The sequence below is a fragment of the Dactylosporangium sp. NPDC006015 genome (genome assembly GCF_040614215.1).
Classification (GTDB): Bacteria; Actinomycetota; Actinomycetes; order Mycobacteriales; family Micromonosporaceae; genus Dactylosporangium; species Dactylosporangium maewongense.
This window is the reverse complement of sequence record NZ_JBEXUD010000032.1, coordinates 101,903-116,510: the sequence shown is the minus strand read 5'-3', so window position 1 is coordinate 116,510 and position 14,608 is coordinate 101,903. Positions and strand designations below refer to the sequence as shown.

14 protein-coding genes are annotated in these 14,608 nt (G+C 72.6%); 4 read left to right on the top strand and 10 right to left on the bottom strand.

Going from position 1 to position 14,608, the window contains the following annotated elements; genetic code table 11:
- Window positions 1-9: 9 nt before the first annotated feature.
- Window positions 10-723: a polysaccharide deacetylase family protein gene (locus tag ABZ321_RS40115; RefSeq protein WP_354900835.1), complete on the bottom strand. Its 714-nt coding sequence runs from the start codon at window positions 721-723 to the stop codon at window positions 10-12.
- Between the two features lie 142 nt (window positions 724-865).
- Between ABZ321_RS40115 and ABZ321_RS40110 the strand changes: the two genes are divergently transcribed.
- Both ABZ321_RS40110 and ABZ321_RS40105 read left to right on the top strand, forming a co-directional pair.
- Window positions 866-1,957, top strand: a complete 1,092-nt coding sequence (locus ABZ321_RS40110) for an AI-2E family transporter (RefSeq protein WP_344500192.1) — start codon at window positions 866-868, stop codon at window positions 1,955-1,957.
- Window positions 1,958-2,179: 222 nt separating this feature from the next.
- Window positions 2,180-3,991: an amino acid transporter gene (locus ABZ321_RS40105; RefSeq protein WP_354900833.1), complete on the top strand. Its 1,812-nt coding sequence runs from the start codon at window positions 2,180-2,182 to the stop codon at window positions 3,989-3,991.
- A gap of 12 nt (window positions 3,992-4,003) precedes the next feature.
- Here ABZ321_RS40105 and ABZ321_RS40100 read toward each other — a convergent pair whose 3' ends face one another.
- Both ABZ321_RS40100 and ABZ321_RS40095 read right to left on the bottom strand, forming a co-directional pair.
- Window positions 4,004-4,345, bottom strand: coding sequence for an STAS domain-containing protein (locus ABZ321_RS40100; RefSeq protein WP_344500196.1), 342 nt, complete (start codon window positions 4,343-4,345; stop codon window positions 4,004-4,006).
- Window positions 4,346-4,456: 111 nt separating this feature from the next.
- On the bottom strand, window positions 4,457-4,984 hold the full coding sequence (locus ABZ321_RS40095; protein ID WP_344500198.1) for a helix-turn-helix domain-containing protein: 528 nt from the start codon (window positions 4,982-4,984) through the stop codon (window positions 4,457-4,459).
- Window positions 4,985-5,058: 74 nt separating this feature from the next.
- Here ABZ321_RS40095 and ABZ321_RS40090 point away from each other — a divergent pair, with 74 nt between their 5' ends.
- Both ABZ321_RS40090 and ABZ321_RS40085 read left to right on the top strand, forming a co-directional pair.
- On the top strand, window positions 5,059-5,655 hold the full coding sequence (locus tag ABZ321_RS40090; RefSeq protein ID WP_354900831.1) for a dihydrofolate reductase family protein: 597 nt from the start codon (window positions 5,059-5,061) through the stop codon (window positions 5,653-5,655).
- On the top strand, window positions 5,649-6,488 hold the full coding sequence (locus ABZ321_RS40085) for an MBL fold metallo-hydrolase (protein WP_354900829.1): 840 nt from the start codon (window positions 5,649-5,651) through the stop codon (window positions 6,486-6,488). The genes ABZ321_RS40090 and ABZ321_RS40085 overlap by 7 nt, the downstream gene beginning before the upstream one ends.
- 67 nt (window positions 6,489-6,555) lie before the next feature.
- On the opposite strand, the gene ABZ321_RS40080 is transcribed toward ABZ321_RS40085, so the two are convergent.
- From ABZ321_RS40080 to ABZ321_RS40050, 7 genes are all read right to left on the bottom strand, one after another.
- Window positions 6,556-7,431, bottom strand: coding sequence for a terpene synthase family protein (locus ABZ321_RS40080; protein ID WP_354900827.1), 876 nt, complete (start codon window positions 7,429-7,431; stop codon window positions 6,556-6,558).
- 15 nt (window positions 7,432-7,446) lie between these two features.
- Complete coding sequence (locus ABZ321_RS40075; protein WP_354900825.1) at window positions 7,447-8,040, bottom strand: ATP/GTP-binding protein; 594 nt, start codon at window positions 8,038-8,040, stop codon at window positions 7,447-7,449.
- Window positions 8,021-8,332 carry a DUF742 domain-containing protein gene (locus ABZ321_RS40070; protein WP_354900875.1) on the bottom strand — a complete coding sequence of 104 codons (312 nt, stop codon included), beginning with the start codon at window positions 8,330-8,332 and terminating at the stop codon, window positions 8,021-8,023. The genes ABZ321_RS40075 and ABZ321_RS40070 overlap by 20 nt, the downstream gene beginning before the upstream one ends.
- 65 nt (window positions 8,333-8,397) lie before the next feature.
- Window positions 8,398-8,817 (bottom strand): roadblock/LC7 domain-containing protein, encoded by a 420-nt coding sequence (locus tag ABZ321_RS40065; RefSeq protein WP_354900824.1) that lies wholly within the window; start codon window positions 8,815-8,817, stop codon window positions 8,398-8,400.
- Window positions 8,818-8,850: 33 nt separating this feature from the next.
- The gene (locus ABZ321_RS40060; RefSeq protein WP_354900822.1) at window positions 8,851-11,310 is read right to left on the bottom strand and encodes a nitrate- and nitrite sensing domain-containing protein; all 2,460 of its coding nucleotides are present in this window, start codon (window positions 11,308-11,310) and stop codon (window positions 8,851-8,853) included.
- Between the two features lie 187 nt (window positions 11,311-11,497).
- Window positions 11,498-13,132 carry a prenyltransferase/squalene oxidase repeat-containing protein gene (locus tag ABZ321_RS40055; protein ID WP_354900820.1) on the bottom strand — a complete coding sequence of 545 codons (1,635 nt, stop codon included), beginning with the start codon at window positions 13,130-13,132 and terminating at the stop codon, window positions 11,498-11,500.
- Window positions 13,129-14,508 carry a cytochrome P450 gene (locus tag ABZ321_RS40050; protein ID WP_344500213.1) on the bottom strand — a complete coding sequence of 460 codons (1,380 nt, stop codon included), beginning with the start codon at window positions 14,506-14,508 and terminating at the stop codon, window positions 13,129-13,131. Before ABZ321_RS40050 ends, ABZ321_RS40055 begins: the two co-directional genes overlap by 4 nt.
- Window positions 14,509-14,608: the final 100 nt, after the last annotated feature.

The following is a 14,608-nucleotide window of genomic DNA, read 5'->3' as shown; positions in this document are numbered from 1 at the left end:
GCTGGTCCGTCACGGGACGTGCTGGCTCATCCGGGCGAGTCGCAGGCCCTGCCGCTCGCACTCGCCGGCGACCGCGGCCAGCGCGCCGAGGGCCGACCGCCAGGCGCCCGGAGCCGCCGCGCAGTCGCTGTCGTGCAGCAGCAGGGTGGCGCCGCCGCGGATGCCGCCGGACCGGAGGTGGGCGAGCACCGTGCCGGGGGTGGCGCCGGCCTCCCAGTCGCGGCCCCAGGCGCTCCACAGCACCGGACGCAGGCCGAGCCGGGCCGCCGCGAGCAGGCTCCCCGCGGAGAGGATGCCGTACGGCGGCCGGAACCAGGCGGGCCGGACCCCGCAGGTCCCGGCGATCAGCTCGGCGGTCCGGGCGAGCTCGTCGTAGACCTGGCCCGGCGTCATCCGGAGGTGATCGCGGTGGGTCCAGCCGTGGACCCCGATCTCGTGCCCGTCCTCCTGGATCCGGCGCAGCAGGCCGGGTGCCTTCGCCGCCATGGCGCCGAGCACGAAGAAGGTCGCGGGGACGCGCAGCCGCGCCAGCGATCCCAGGAAGGCCGGCGTGGACGCGGGGTCGGGGCCGTCGTCCAGGGTGAGCGCGACGGTGCCCGGGCGGCCGGCGCCGCTCAACGTCCGCAGGCGCCGGCGGACCAGGGGCAGAGCCGTCACCGCGGGCCCGGCGTGCAGCGCCACGACGGCCGCGGCCACACCCGCCGCCAGCAGCCGTCTGCGCATGCGACACCTCCACGCTCGCCCTGTGGCCGGGGCGGCTACCCGGTGGCGTGGCCTCGAAACGGCGGCCCGCGCGGGTGTGGTTCGGAGATCGGGCGGGTCGCGCTGGTGGGTTTGGAGATCCTGGACGGGGTACGGCGGCCGGATGCGACCGGACTCGGTGCGGCTGGCCGCGCGCGTGCCCGGATGGCTGCTGACCGCCGCCGCGGTGACCGGATGCCTGCTCGTCCTGGGCGCCGGCGTCTACGCGCTCATCCGCGTCCTCGTGGTGATCGCTCCCGTCGTGCTGGCGGTCGTGGCGGCGCTGCTGCTCAGCGCGCTCCTCGGGCCGCTGACCCGGCTGCTGCAAACACTGCGACTGCCCGCCTGGCTGGCCTCGCTGCTCACTGTGCTCCTGCTCCTGCTCGTCCTGCTCGGTAGCCTGGTGCTGATCGGCGTGCGGGTCGTGAGCCAGTTCGGCGACCTGCGGCGGCAGCTGACCGCCGGCGCAGGCCGGGTGCACGAGCTGCTGGTGTCAGGACCGCTGCACCTCGACGCCCAGCAGATCACGGAGCTGACGAACGCGGCGGAGCGGGCGCTCCGTAGCGCGATCCCCGGCCCGGCGGCAGCGGTGAGCGCCGCCGAGATCCTCACCGCGAGCGTACTGACCCTGCTGCTGCTGTTCTTCATGCTGCGGGACGGACCGACGGCGTGGCAGCGGGCCACCACGCTCGTGCCGCCGTCCCGGCGGGCCAGGGTGACCGCCGCGGCGGCGGCAGGCTGGCGCTCCGTCACCTTGTACGTGCGCGGCATCGTCGTGATCGCCTCGGTGGACGCGATCGGTATCGGCATCGCCCTGATCGTGCTGCGCGTCCCGCTCGCCCTGGCGCTGATCCTGCTGACCTTCATCGCCGCGTTCGTGCCGATCGTCGGCGCGACCGTCGCCGGTGTGATCGCCGTGGCGGTGGCCTTCGTGACCCGCGGCCCGACCACCGCCCTGCTCGTCCTGGCAGCGGTGCTCCTCGTCCAGCAGACCGAAGGCCACCTCCTGCACCCCCTGGTGATGCGCCGGGCCGTCCGGCTGCACCCGGTGGTGACCCTGCTCGCCATCGGCGTGGGCACCCTCCTCGCCGGCATCGCGGGCGCCGTCGTCGCGGTGCCGACGTGCGCCTTCGTCTACCACGCCGTGACCGGCTACCGCGCCGCCGCCCTGGCGGAGTCAGCCCCGCCCGAGCCGCCCGACGACACCGCTGAGTAGTCATCCGTTGTCGGTTACTACTTCCGGGCCCGTCGGGTAGGGGCTCGCCGTGCAGGACATGTCCGACGCTTCGCGAGGTGGTCTCGGTGGACAGGTATGTCGGGCCCGGTGACGGCCGGGTTCCGGGCTTGGCTGCTGTCGGGGATCAACGACCGGTCGTTGCAGCACGCGGGTCCGGGTGCCAAACCGGCTGCGGACCGTCGGCACTCGTGGTGGAAGGTGATGTGCCTGACCGGGGTGGACTACTTCTCCACGCTGGGCTACCAGCCGGGGATCGCCGCGCTCGCCGCGGGGCTGCTGTCGCCGGTGGCGACGGTGGTGCTGGTGCTGGTCACGTTGTTCGGGGCGTTGCCGGTGTACCGGCGGGTGGCGCAGGAGAGCCCGCACGGTGAAGGGTCCATCGCGATGCTGGTGCGGTTGCTGCCGTTCTGGCAGGGGAAGCTGTTCGTGCTGGTCCTGCTGGGGTTCGCCGCCACCGACTTCGTCATCACGATGACGCTGTCCGCGGCGGACGCGACCGCGCACCTGGACGAGAACCCGTTCTGGCCGGCGGCGCTGCGCGACCACGAGGTCCTGGTGACGCTGGTCCTGCTGGTGCTGCTCGGCGCGGTGTTCCTCGTCGGGTTCACCGAAGCGGTCGGCATCGCGGTCGCGATCGTCGGGCTGTACCTGACGCTGAACCTGGTCGTGGTCGTCGAGGGCCTGTGGCTGATCGTGACCCGCCCGTCGACGGTCACCGACTGGTCGGCGGCGTTGACGGCCCAGCACGGCAATCCGCTGCTGGTCGTGGCGATCGCGTTGGTCGTGTTCCCGAAGCTGGCGCTGGGCCTGTCCGGGTTCGAGACCGGTGTGGCGGTGATGCCGCACGTGCGCGGTGACCCGGCCGACAGCGAGGAAGCCCCGGCCGGGCGGATCCGTGACACCAGGAAGCTGCTCACCACGGCCGCGCTGATCATGAGCGGGTTCCTGCTCACCACCAGCGTCGTCACCACGGTCCTGATTCCGCCGGCGGAGTTCAAGGCGGGCGGGAAGGCCGACGGCCGGGCGTTGGCCTACCTGGCACATGAGCACCTCGGTCCGGTCTTCGGCACGGTGTACGACCTGTCCACCATCGCCATCCTCTGGTTCGCCGGCGCGTCGGCGATGGCCGGCCTGCTGAACCTGGTGCCCCGGTACCTGCCCCGCTACGGCATGGCACCTGACTGGGCCGGGGCGGTGCGGCCGCTGGTCCTGGTGTTCCTCGTGATCGCGGTCGTGATCACCGTCTACTTCCGTGCCGACGTCAACGCCCAGGGCGGCGCCTACGCCACCGGCGTTCTCGTGCTGATCACCTCGGCGGCGGTCGCTGCCGCGCTGTCCGCCCACCGGCACCGCGAGCACCGCAAGTTCGTCTCGTTCGTGGTCATTGCCGCCGTCCTCACGTACACCACGATCGCCAACGTCGTCGAACGCCCGGACGGGGTGAAGATCGCCGGGTGTTTCATCGTCGGCATCGTGCTGGTGTCGGTGCTGTCCCGGATCGACCGGTCGTTCGAGCTGCGGGTGACCGACCTGCAGTTCGACGCGACCGCCAGCACCTTCATCCACGAATGCGCCCGGCGTACGATCCGGCTCGTCGCCAAGGAGCCCGCGCGTCGCACGGCCCTCGACTACCGGGAGAAGCTCCAGCAGATCCAGGCCGACAACGACATCCCCGATGCCGCCGACGTGATCTTCGTCGAGGTGTCCATCACCGACGCCTCCGACTTCGCGTCCGCCGTCGTCGTGCGTGGCGAGGTCATGCACGGCCGGTACCGCGTGCTCGCCCTGCAGAACCCGGCCGTCGCGAGTGCGATCGCGGCGCTGCTGCTCGGCATCCGGGACCGCACGGGCCGGCGCCCGCACATCTACTTCGAGTGGACGGAGGGCAACCCGGCCGTCAACTTCCTCCGCTTCCTGATCTTCGGGCAGGGCGAGGTCGCACCGGTCACCCGCGAGGTACTGCGCCGGCAGGAGCCCGACCGCATCCACCGGCCGCACGTCCACGTCGGATAGTAAGAAGCGACGTCAGCCCGCCGGGCGCCTGGGACGCTCCCGCCCGGCGACGTTGAGGGAGTCGGCCAGGCCGCTGCGCCGCAGGCGTTCATCCGCGGTCGCGCTGACGGCGGCGACGACCAGCCGGTATCCCACCTGCCCGCCGACGCGCAACGCGGCCGCGAGCGCGCCCACGCCGGCGGAGTCGATCCACGTGACCTCGGTCAGGTCGACGCCCACCAGCGTCGGATACCACTCCAGCGCCGCGGCGAGGGCCCGGTGGAACACCGCCACCCCGTGGCTGTCGAGCATGCCGTGCAGCACGATGAGCACCCGCCCAGCGGCCTCATTTTGCACCTCGAACGACAGAGCCACCGCGCTCTCCCTCACCAGTGAGGAACCCGAGTCCGACCCTAACGGCGAAAGTCCTCACTCAGTAACACCGGCGGATGTGGGCTTTGTAAAGTGTTCGAACGGTCCTTCTTGTCAGGGCTGTCGGCCTGCGGCACCCTCGCGTCCGAGGCGTTCCTGCTCAGCGGCATTGGCGGCATAGGCGGCGTCCAGACGCTCGAGGGGACCCGGGCCGTGGCGCGGCTTCGGCGGGGCGTCCAGGTGGCGCTCCCGGAGCTCGTCCATGAGCTCCTCGATGAACGCCGGACCCTCGTCGCGCATGAGCTGCTGCCGGATCCGCAGCTCGTCGCTGCCCTGGCGCCAGTCGAGGCCCCAGTTGCCGAGGGCGTAGATGATCGGCAGTGTCTGGATGCCGGCCTCGGTGAGGCTGTAGCGGGCGCGCTGCCCCCGGAACGCGGTGCCGCGGGTGAGGATGCCAGCCTCGACGAGCCGCACGAGGCGGTCGGCGAGGATGTTCGAGGCGATGCCCTCGATCGACCCGGTGAGCAGCGCCCGGAAGTAGCGGCGGTCGCCGAAGATGACGTCACGCAGCACGAGCATCGACCAGCGGTCCCCGAGGACCTCGACGGCGGCGTTGATCGGACACCCGGACCGTGGTTCCACGACTCCTCCTTGACAGGTGATTCGCCACCAATATAGTGGTTGCAGAACGCAACCACTACGGGGTGAGGGTGAGGATGGGCCGCTTCGTCTACTGGATGAACGTGTCCCTCGACCTGCGGATCGAGCAGGTTCCCGGGGACAACGGTGCCGGCGAGTGGCTGCGCATCGACGAGGAGCTGCACCGCGAGTTCAACGCGCGGGCGCGAGCGCTCGCGCTCATGGTCCAGGGGCGCGTCGTCTACGAGACGATGGAGGAGTACTGGCCACGGGCCCGCGAGGACGCGTCGCTGCCGGACGTCATGCGTGAGTACGGCGAGATCTGGACCACCGCGCCCAAGGTGCTCGTCTCCCGCACCCGGCACACCGCCGGTCACAACACCCGGGTCATCGGCGGCGACGACGCGATCGAGCAGCTCGCCGCACTCCGGGCCGAGACCGACGGCGCCATCGGGGTGGGCGGCGCGACGCTCGCCACGCAGCTGCTCCGGGCGGGGCTCCTCGACGAGCTGCTGCTCTTCACCCATCCCACGATCCTCGGCTTCGGCCGGCCGCTGTTCGACGACTACGACCTGCCCATCGATCTCGACCTGCTGGAGCAGGGATCGTTCGAGCACGGCGTCACGATGCATCGCTACTCGGTGCGGGACGCGAAGGAGGCGGGCTCGTGCTGACGCGGGTCGCGGACGGTGTGCTGGTCCACGAGAGCGAGTTCCTGAAGAGCAACGCCATCGCCGTGCAGGGCCGCGCCGGAGTGCTGCTCATCGACCCCGGGGTGCAGGACCACGAGATGGCCTGCCTCGCGGCCGACCTGGCCACCTCGGGCCAGACCGTCGTGGCCGGCTTCTCGACCCATCCGCACTGGGACCACCTGTTGTGGCACGCCCAGCTCGGCGCGCCCCCGCGGTACTGCACGGCCAGCTGCGCGGACAGCGTCCGGGAGGAGCTGTCCGACCCGGACGCGAAGGTCAACATCACCGCCCACCTGGCCGAGACGGAAATCGCCGGCCAGGTCCCGCTGGACCTGTACGGCCTCGTCACCGCCCTGCCCGCAGAGACGGCAAGGATTCCGTGGGACGGCCCGCAGGTCCGGATCATCGAGCATCAGGCGCACGCCCCGGGCCACGCGGCGCTGCTCATCGAGGAGCGCGGGGTGCTCGTCGCCGGTGACATGCTCTCCGACGTCCTGATCCCGATGCTCGACCTGCACGGCGCCGCCGCCGACCCGGTTGAGGACTACCTGGCCGCGCTGCGGCTGCTGGAGGACGTGGCGGGCGACGCCGACGTCGTCGTCCCCGGCCACGGGTCGGTCGGCGGCGCCGGTCAGGTGCGCGCACGGATCGAGCTGGACCGGGCGTACGTGCTCGCCCTGCGCGAGGGCCGGGTCCCCGACGACCCGCGGATCGGCCCGTCGGCCAAGCCGGGCTGGGAGTGGGTCAGCGACGTGCACAACGGGCAGGTCCACCGCCTCGCCGCACGAAACGAACGCGACAGCACCCGGAGCTGACGACCGGTGCGGCAGCACCGGCCACGGGGGTGGTGCTGCCGCACCGCGGGCGACGGGCGCCGGTGGGTCAGCGGCTGCCCCAGTAGTCGGCGAGGCCGTAGAAGCCCTGGTTGAACGTGATGTGCCGGGCGAGGAACACCGCCAGCGGCCGGTCCGTCTCCATCAGCGGCGCGAGCCGTTCGTCGGCCTCCTCGATGAGCGCGGCCAGCCTGGCGTCGACCACCTCCCTGTCGACGCCGAGCAGCAACGCGTTGACGTCGCCCCACGTCACGTCCCGTTGGTAGGTGCCGTAGTCGTTGAGGATCCGGATGATCTGCTGGACCAGCCGGCCGGCGGAGACCAGCGCGCCGGTGTCGGTGACGGGCGTGTCGGTCGTGGCGATCCAGTGCGACAGGAACACCAGGGAGTAGCCGAACTCGGCGCCGGCGAGGTATTCGTCCAATGTGGGCAGTGCCGCGGCGGGGTCGGCCTTCCACTGCCAGTCGCGGGTCATCGACTCGAGCATCCTGCGGACGTCGTCCTGCCAGATCTCGGCGAGGCCGGGGAACGCCGGTGAGGTGGCGAGCTCGGCGCGGATGTCGGCGAGGAGACCGGCCAGCTCGTCGCCCGCGGGGGCCGGGCCGCCGTCGACGACGGCGAGGCAGCGGGCCACGATCTCGTCGATCTCGGCCCGGGAGGTGGCGAGGAGGTCCATCAACCGGTCGACCGCGAAGATCCACATCGTGATCCGGTTGGCGGGGCGGAGCTGGCCGGCGTCGAGCCACGGCGCGCAGAACGTGTTCGCCAGGGCGATCGTACTGAAGAACGGGCCGTCGAACGGCTTGGCGGGGAACAGCTCCGGATACGCCCCGGCGCAGGCGATCAGGTCCCGCTGGACGTGGCTGGCGACGGCGCAGACCGCGCCGGCCTCCCTCGGCGCGAGGAGATCAGCGATCGCGGTCACCGCATGATCATACGGTCAGCCGACCGGCGCCGGCTCCTCCGAGGCGATCACGTGCTGCACCAGGCTGATCAGCCCCTGCTTGGCGCTCTTGCGGTTCCGCGCGTCGCACAGGACCAGCGGGACCTGCGGGTCCAGGTCGAGCGCCATCCGCACCTCCTCCGCGTCGTACACGGGAGCGCCGTCGAAGCAGTTGACGGCCACGATGAACGGCGTGCCGTGGCGTTCGAAGTAGTCGACCGAGGGGAAGCAGTCGGCCAGCCGCCGGGTGTCGGCGAGCACGACCGCGCCGATCGCGCCCAGCGCCAGCTCGTCCCACAGGTACGAGAACCGGTCCTGGCCCGGGGTGCCGAACAGGTACAGCACCAGGTCGGCCGTGATGGTGATCCGGCCGAAGTCCATGGCCACGGTGGTGGTGGTCTTCGCATCGACGCCGGACGTGTCGTCGATGCCGACCCCGACCTCGGTCAGCCGCTCCTCGGTCGTCAGCGGCTCGATCTCGCTGACCGCGCCGACGTACGTGGTCTTGCCGGCACCGAACCCGCCGGCGATCAGGATCTTCACCGTGGAGGGCAGCACCCCGCCGGCCGGTTCAGAGAGCGTTGAGACCATTGATGACCGCCTTGAGTAGGTGGTGACGTTGCGGCTGCGCGGCCGGCCTGGGGCCGCTGGTCAGGATCAGCCCGGCGCCGAGCAGGTCGCCGAGCAGCACCCGCACGGTGCCGAGCGGCAGGTGCAGGTGCGCCGACACCTCGGCCACGGACAGCGGCCGCTGGCACAGGTTCAGGATCGCGGCCTGCTCCGGCGGCAGGTCGCCGCGGATCGAGGCGGCCGGCTGCGTGGACACGACCACCGCGATGAGGTCGAACTCGCCTTCCGACGGCCGGGTGCGACCCTGTGTCATCGCGTACGGCCGGACGAACGGTCCGGCCTCGTCGTCAGCCCAGCCGGGGCCGTCGGTCTGCCCGCTCACTTCGCGTCAACCGGGTCCGCGGGGGTGCGCTCGGCGGTGGCCAGGTACTTGCCGACCCGGGCGACCAGCATGGCCATCTCGTAGGTGATGAGGCCGATGTCGGCGTCGGAGCCGGTCAGGACCGCCAGGAAGGCGCCGTGTCCGGCGGCCGTCACCAGCATGAACCCGGACTCCATCTCGACGATGGTCTGCCGCACCGCGCCGGTGCCGAAGCGGCGCCCGGCGCCGCGGGCGATGCTCTGCAGGCCGGACGCGATCGCGGCGAAGTGGTCCGCGTCGTCCTTGGTGAGGCCGTCGGACGCCGCGAGCAGCAGCCCGTCGGCCGACAGCACCACGGCCTGCTGCAGGTGCCCGACGCGTTTGACGAGGTCGTTGAGCAACCACTGCAACTCAGCGACCGGATGTTTCTGCTGCACCGAACTGTCTCCTTCTACCAGGTCCCGCCGCACTTACCGGGTCCGGTTCTCGTCGTCGGCCCCCGGCCCCGGGTCACCGGTGCCGTCGGACGCCTGTCCAACCTGCTCGGCCTGTTCGCGGCCGCGGACCGTCTGCTGCTGGTAGCTGGCCCAGCGGCGGCGGGTCTCGTCGGGGCTCAGGGGCTCGCCTGCCGCCCCGTTGGTGTTGTCCTGCGCCGTGCCGTTCGCGGCGGCCTGGCGGACCCGGCGGGGCAGGCCGTTCGGCGTCGGCGGCAGCGCGGCCGGTGCAGACGGCGCCGATGGAACGGAAGGCCCAGCGGGCACGGAAGACACGGAAGACACGGAGGGCCCGGCAGGCACGGTGGGCACGGCGGCCGCGGGCGGCGCGGCCTGCTCCACGGCGGCCGGCGGTGAGGCCGGCAACGAGGCCCGCACGGGGACCGCCGCCGGGGGGCGTGCGGCGGGCGGGGCGGACCGCGCCGGGGGAGCGGCGACCAGGAGGCCGCCGGTGCGCGCGGTCGCGTGCATCGCCGTGACCTGAGCGCCCTCGTCGCCCGCCGTGAGCTCGGGTTGCGCCGCCTCCGCGGGCGCCGCCTGGGACGGCCCCACCTGGTCGGTGGCCACGATGAGCGATGCCGGGATCAGCACGATGGCGGTCGTCCCACCGTACGGCGAGCTGCGCAGCTCGACCCGGATGCCGTGCCGGACCGCGAGCCGGCCGATGACGAACAGACCCAACCGGACCGTGCTGGACAGCACGAACTCCGCCGGTGCCTTCAGCTCGGCGTTGGCGGCGGCGAGGTCCTCCTCGTTCATCCCGAGCCCGCGGTCCTCCACCTCCACCACGTAGCCGTTGGTGACCAGCTGGCCGCTCACCTGCACCTGGGTGTGCGGCGGGGAGAAGGCGGTCGCGTTCTCGATCAGCTCGGCGAGCAGGTGGGCGGCATCACCGGCGGCGACACCGGCGACACCGGCCGGGTTCGGCGGCGCGACGGTGACCCGGGTGTAGTCCTCGACCTCGGCGACGGCGGCGCGGATGACGTCGATGACCGGCACCGGCCGGCGCCAGGTCCGCCCGGCGGTGGCGCCGGCCAGCACGATCAGGTTCTCGGCGTTGCGGCGCATGCGGGTCGCGAGGTGGTCGAGCCGGAACAGGCCGTCGAGGTTGTCCGGGTCGTTCTCCCGGCGCTCCATGTCGTCCAGCAGCGTCAGCTGCCGGTGCACCAGCCCCTGGGTGCGGCGGGCCAGGCTCAGGTACACGTCGCGGACGCTGCGGCGCATCTCCGCCTGCTCGACGGCGGTGCGGATCGCGGTCTCCTGCACCAGGTTGAACGCGGTGCCCAGCTGCCCGACCTCGTCGCGGCCGAACGCCAGGGGCGGAGCCTCGGTCGCGACGTCGACCGTCTCGCCGCGGCGGATCCGGTCGACCACCCCGGGCAGCCGCTCGTTGGCGAGTGTGAACGCCGCGTTACGCAGCCGCTCCAGCTGGCGCAGCAGCGACCGTGCGGTGGTGATCGAGATGATGATCGAGGCGATGACGGCGAGCAGGCCGAGGCCGCCGGCGAGCGAGATCCGCACGATGACGCCGATCGCGGCGGAGCCGGCGCGGTCGATGAGGTGGTCGGCGGCGCGCAGCACCAGCTCCCGCAGCTGGGCGAAGACCGGCTCCACGGTGGCCTGCCAGGTCGCCAGGTCCGTCGGCGGCGGCCCGTTCACCCGGCCCCGCTCGACGACCATGTCCTCGGTCGCGCGCAGCTTGTTGAACGCGTCGCCGTTGACCAGCTCGTCGTACGCGGCCCGGTCCGCCTCGGGCAGTGCGGCGGCGACCTCCGCGTACCGGACCCGCTGCGCCCCGACCAGTTTGACGAACTGGGTGTGCTCGGCGACGGTGAACCTGCCCGCGGCCAGGACACCGGCGAGCAACGCGTCCTCCTGGGACAGGATTTCACGGGCATAGCTGGCCTCGACGAGTGTCCGGCCGTCGTTGATGATTGCCGGGTCGTCGAGTGACGACAGCGCACCGAATACCAGTAACGTGTCGGAAACAATGTCACTGAAAAATGCGGCGGTCTGGGTCCGGTCCGCCGTGCGGGCGTCAACACCGGCGCGTGTTTCACCGAGCTTGCCGAGCTTTCCGGCGACATTCTCAATACGCCGGTCGAGCGTGTCGCTGCCGGCGTCCCTGGCATCCCCGCCGCGCGCGAGCCGCTCGAAGTCCTGGCGTGCCGAGTCGGTGCGGGTCCGCTGGTCGGCGAGTGCCTGCCGGCGCTCGGCGGTGGGGTTGGCGACGTAGACGACCGTGAGCCGCCGCTCCTGCTGCAGCGCCTCCACAAGGGACTCCGAGGGTCGGCCGACGGTCTCGTCGAGCGTCGTGACCGTGAGCAGGTTGAGGCCTTCCCGCAGCGTCACGAACGCGGCGAACCCCCAGAGCGCGACGAGCGACGCCAGCAGGGCGACGATCTTCACCCGCACGTGTGAGCTGCCGGATCTCATTGACATTGTCTCCCGAAAGCCCACGCGCCCAACGGATTGACCTGGGATAAACCCCGATCACGCGATGCGCTGTTGATGTTGGACATGCAGTGGTGTGGTCACCGTCATTCGACAACGGGCACCGTAGCAGCGTGCGATCGGCCACTCAAGTTGCCTGGTGACCGGTGTGCGGACTTCGGCGCCGGCACTAATCCGTGGCGGCCGGCGACGAAATTCCGTAACGCATTGCATTGTCCGATCCGGCCAGCCGGAATGCCGCGAGAACCGCGGCCCGGACAATGCGCGGCGGCACGTAGAGATCCTTGTCGTGCCACAGCGGCGGGTCCGGCTGCTGCCCGGACGTCGCGGCGAGGTAGGCCAGCCCGTCGGCCGCGGCGGCGTGCGCCCCGGGCTCGTCCAGCGCGGCGGTGAGCAGCAGGGTCTGCACCGCGTACGCCGTCTCCTCCGCGGTGCCGTGCCAGCGCCCCCAGGACCGGTCGGCCGCCTGGGTCGCGACGATCCAGCGCACCGCCCTGCGGATCGTGGCGGCCGGCTCGCCGCCGCCCAGGCGGCCGTGGCGGTGCAGCGCCGTCACGACACAGAACGTCGCGTAGTACGGCGACGCGTGCCACTTGTCCATCCAGCTGCCGTCGGGCAGTTGCTGCGCGCACAGCCACGCGGTGAGCTTGGCGACGACCGCGCGGTCCCGCGCGCCCGCCCAGGTGTGCGCGGCGACGTGGTGGCCGAACAGCTCCAGTACGTGCGCGTTCGTGGTCGTCGACGGGGTCCGCTCGCCGAGCCAGGTGCTGAAGTGGGTGTCGACCTCGAACGGCCACAGGCAGTCGACGGGCTGCGCCGCGCCGAGCTGCGCCAGCGTCAGCAAGGTGACCGAGGTGGTGTCGGCGTCCAGCGGCAGGCCCTCACCGCCGGCGAGCCCGCCCGGGCCGAGCGGCGCGGCCAGGGCGGCGGCGACCCGGTCGGGACGCCCGACCGGGAACCCGGCGCCGATCAGCAGGCTGAGCACCCAGGCCCGCTCGAACGGCGCGATCGGGACGACGCTGGGCACCGGCCCGCCGTGCCGGCGGGTGACCGCCTCCAGGTAGCGCAACGTCGCCGAGGTCGGGCCGGCCGGATGCCCGGCCAGCCACGCGGCGGTGGCGGCGGGCGACGCGCCGACCCCGCCGATCGGCGCGGGCCGCACCGGCTGGTTCGCGGTGAGCGGGCCGACGACCTCGAGGGAGTGCATGAGCTTGTCCGGCACCGGCGCGCCCGCGTCCAGCATCGCGCGGATACCCCGCAGCGGCCGGTCGTCCACGCCGGCCGGTGCCGCCAGCCGGACGCCGGCGAACCTGTCCAGGCCCGGCACCGGCCGGTCGGCGAGGGCGTCGAGATGCGCGTTCACGAGGTCGACCAGGGCCGGCACGATCAGCTCGACCGCCGGCGTGTCCGGTACGTCCGCGACGCGCAGCGGCGCCGGGCCGGCCAGCCAGCCGATGAGCCGGTCGAGGCCCTGCCCGGCGGGCTCCGCGGCCGACGGGTCGCCGTCGCGGGCGGTGGCCAGCAGCGCCTCGGTCGCGCTGAGGGTCGGCGCGAGGGCGTACCCGCCCGGCTGGCCCCAGCCGCCGTCGGGGCGCTGGGTGGCGCGCAGGAACGCGACCCGGGCGGCGTGGTCGACCAGCCACGGCGCGATCGACACCAGCCGGCCGGTCTCGTACACCGACGGGGAGATGCGCCCCCACCGCGTGGCGGCGACCTCGTCCACGAGGTCGGCCGCGGCGGCCTGGAGGGCGGCTCCGGCCGGCGCCGAGCCAGGGTCCGGCGCGGCGCCGGCCACGCCGCTCACCGCTCCCGCCGGGTGATCGTCATCGCCAGCCGCCGGCTGGGCCGCAGGGTCACCGCGGCCCTCGGATGGACCGGTCCGTCGTCGCGCAGCCGCGGCCGGAACCGGCTGAGCATCGCCGCCACCACCAGCTGTGCCTCGACCATGAACAGCTGGCTGCCGAGGCACTGGTGCGGGCCGCCCGCGAACGGCAGGTACGCGAACCGGTGCCGGCCGGTCCGCTCGGGCCCGAACCGTTCGGGGTCGAACACGTCCGGCCGCTCCCACAGCGACGGCATGCGATGGGTCAGGTACGGGCTCATCACCACGGTGCTGCCGGCCGGGATCCGCACCCCGCCGACCACGTCGGAGGCCAGTGCGGTGCGCGGCAGGAACCAGCCGGACGGGTACAGTCGCAGCACCTCCTGCACGACCATGCGGGTGTACCGCAGCCGTGGCAGGTGCGCGGCACCCGGGCGCTCGTCGCCGACCACGTCCTCGACCTCGGCCCGCAGCCGCTCCGCGACGGCGGGGTTGGCGTCCAGCGCCACCCACAGCCAGGTGAGGGCCATCGCGGTCGTCTCGGTGCCGGCGACGTACATGCCGACGACGTCGTCACGGATGCGCCGGTCGTCCAGCGGCTGCCCGTCGCCGTCGCGGGTCTGGCAGAGCAGCGCCACGACGTCGTCGGCGTCGGGTTGCCGACGCCGCTGTGCGACCAGCGGGTACATGACCTCGTCGACGGTGCGCACCGCCCGCCGGAACGCGCGGTCGCCGGGCAGCGGCAGCCACCGCGGCGCGAACGGCAGCAGTATCCGGGCGGTCAGGGAGGTGAACGCGGTGGCGACGGCCTGACCGAGCCGGTCGCCGTCGGCCGCCGCGATGCCGCCGCCGAAGAAGGCCCGGCCCAGCGCGAGGTCGGCGACGCGGGTCATCGCCTCGGCCACGTCGAACGGCCGGCCGGTCTTCGCGTGCTCGTCGAGGGCGTCGACGGCCTCGTTGACGGTGACGGCGAGCAGGTCGGTCAGCGCGGCGACGTGCCGGGCGGCGAACATGGGGCGCAGCACCTCGCGGCTGGCCTTCCACTGCGGGCCGTCGCCGGAGATGCCGTTGCCGGTCAACCGGCGCACCGGCTGCCACATCATGCCTTCGCGCACGTACCGGTCGGCGTGGCCGCTCAGGACGTGCTGCACGTCGTCGGGCCGGGTGATCAGGTAGGGCCGCAGGAAGCCGAGGTTGAGCCGCACGACCGCGCCTGCGGCCCGGCCGGAGATCGCCTCGAGCTCGGCGAGCGGGTCGCGGGCGAACCTGACCGGTGTGCGGTAGGCGGCGACGGTGGCCGCGTCCCGCGGCAGCTCATGGTGCGGTGCCAGTCGCTGTTGAGGGGTGCTCGCCTGCAAGTCATTCGCCCCTTTGTGCCCGGGCATCCATCATTTTCCACCGATGCCACCTCACGAAGCTACGTGATCACGATCGGTAAGGGAATGGTGAAAGGTGAGA

Excerpts from the sequence above, each read along its gene's own strand:
- ABZ321_RS40115 (WP_354900835.1), bottom strand. The coding sequence starts at position 723 with ATGCGCAGACGGCTGCTGGCGGCGGGTGTGGCCGCGGCCGTCGTGGCG.
- ABZ321_RS40110 (WP_344500192.1), top strand. The coding sequence starts at position 866 with ATGCGACCGGACTCGGTGCGGCTGGCCGCGCGCGTGCCCGGATGGCTG.
- ABZ321_RS40105 (WP_354900833.1), top strand. The coding sequence starts at position 2,180 with ATGTGCCTGACCGGGGTGGACTACTTCTCCACGCTGGGCTACCAGCCG.
- ABZ321_RS40090 (WP_354900831.1), top strand. The coding sequence starts at position 5,059 with ATGGGCCGCTTCGTCTACTGGATGAACGTGTCCCTCGACCTGCGGATC.
- ABZ321_RS40075 (WP_354900825.1), bottom strand. The coding sequence starts at position 8,040 with ATGGTCTCAACGCTCTCTGAACCGGCCGGCGGGGTGCTGCCCTCCACG.
- ABZ321_RS40070 (WP_354900875.1), bottom strand. The coding sequence starts at position 8,332 with ATGACACAGGGTCGCACCCGGCCGTCGGAAGGCGAGTTCGACCTCATC.
- ABZ321_RS40060 (WP_354900822.1), bottom strand. The coding sequence starts at position 11,310 with ATGAGATCCGGCAGCTCACACGTGCGGGTGAAGATCGTCGCCCTGCTG.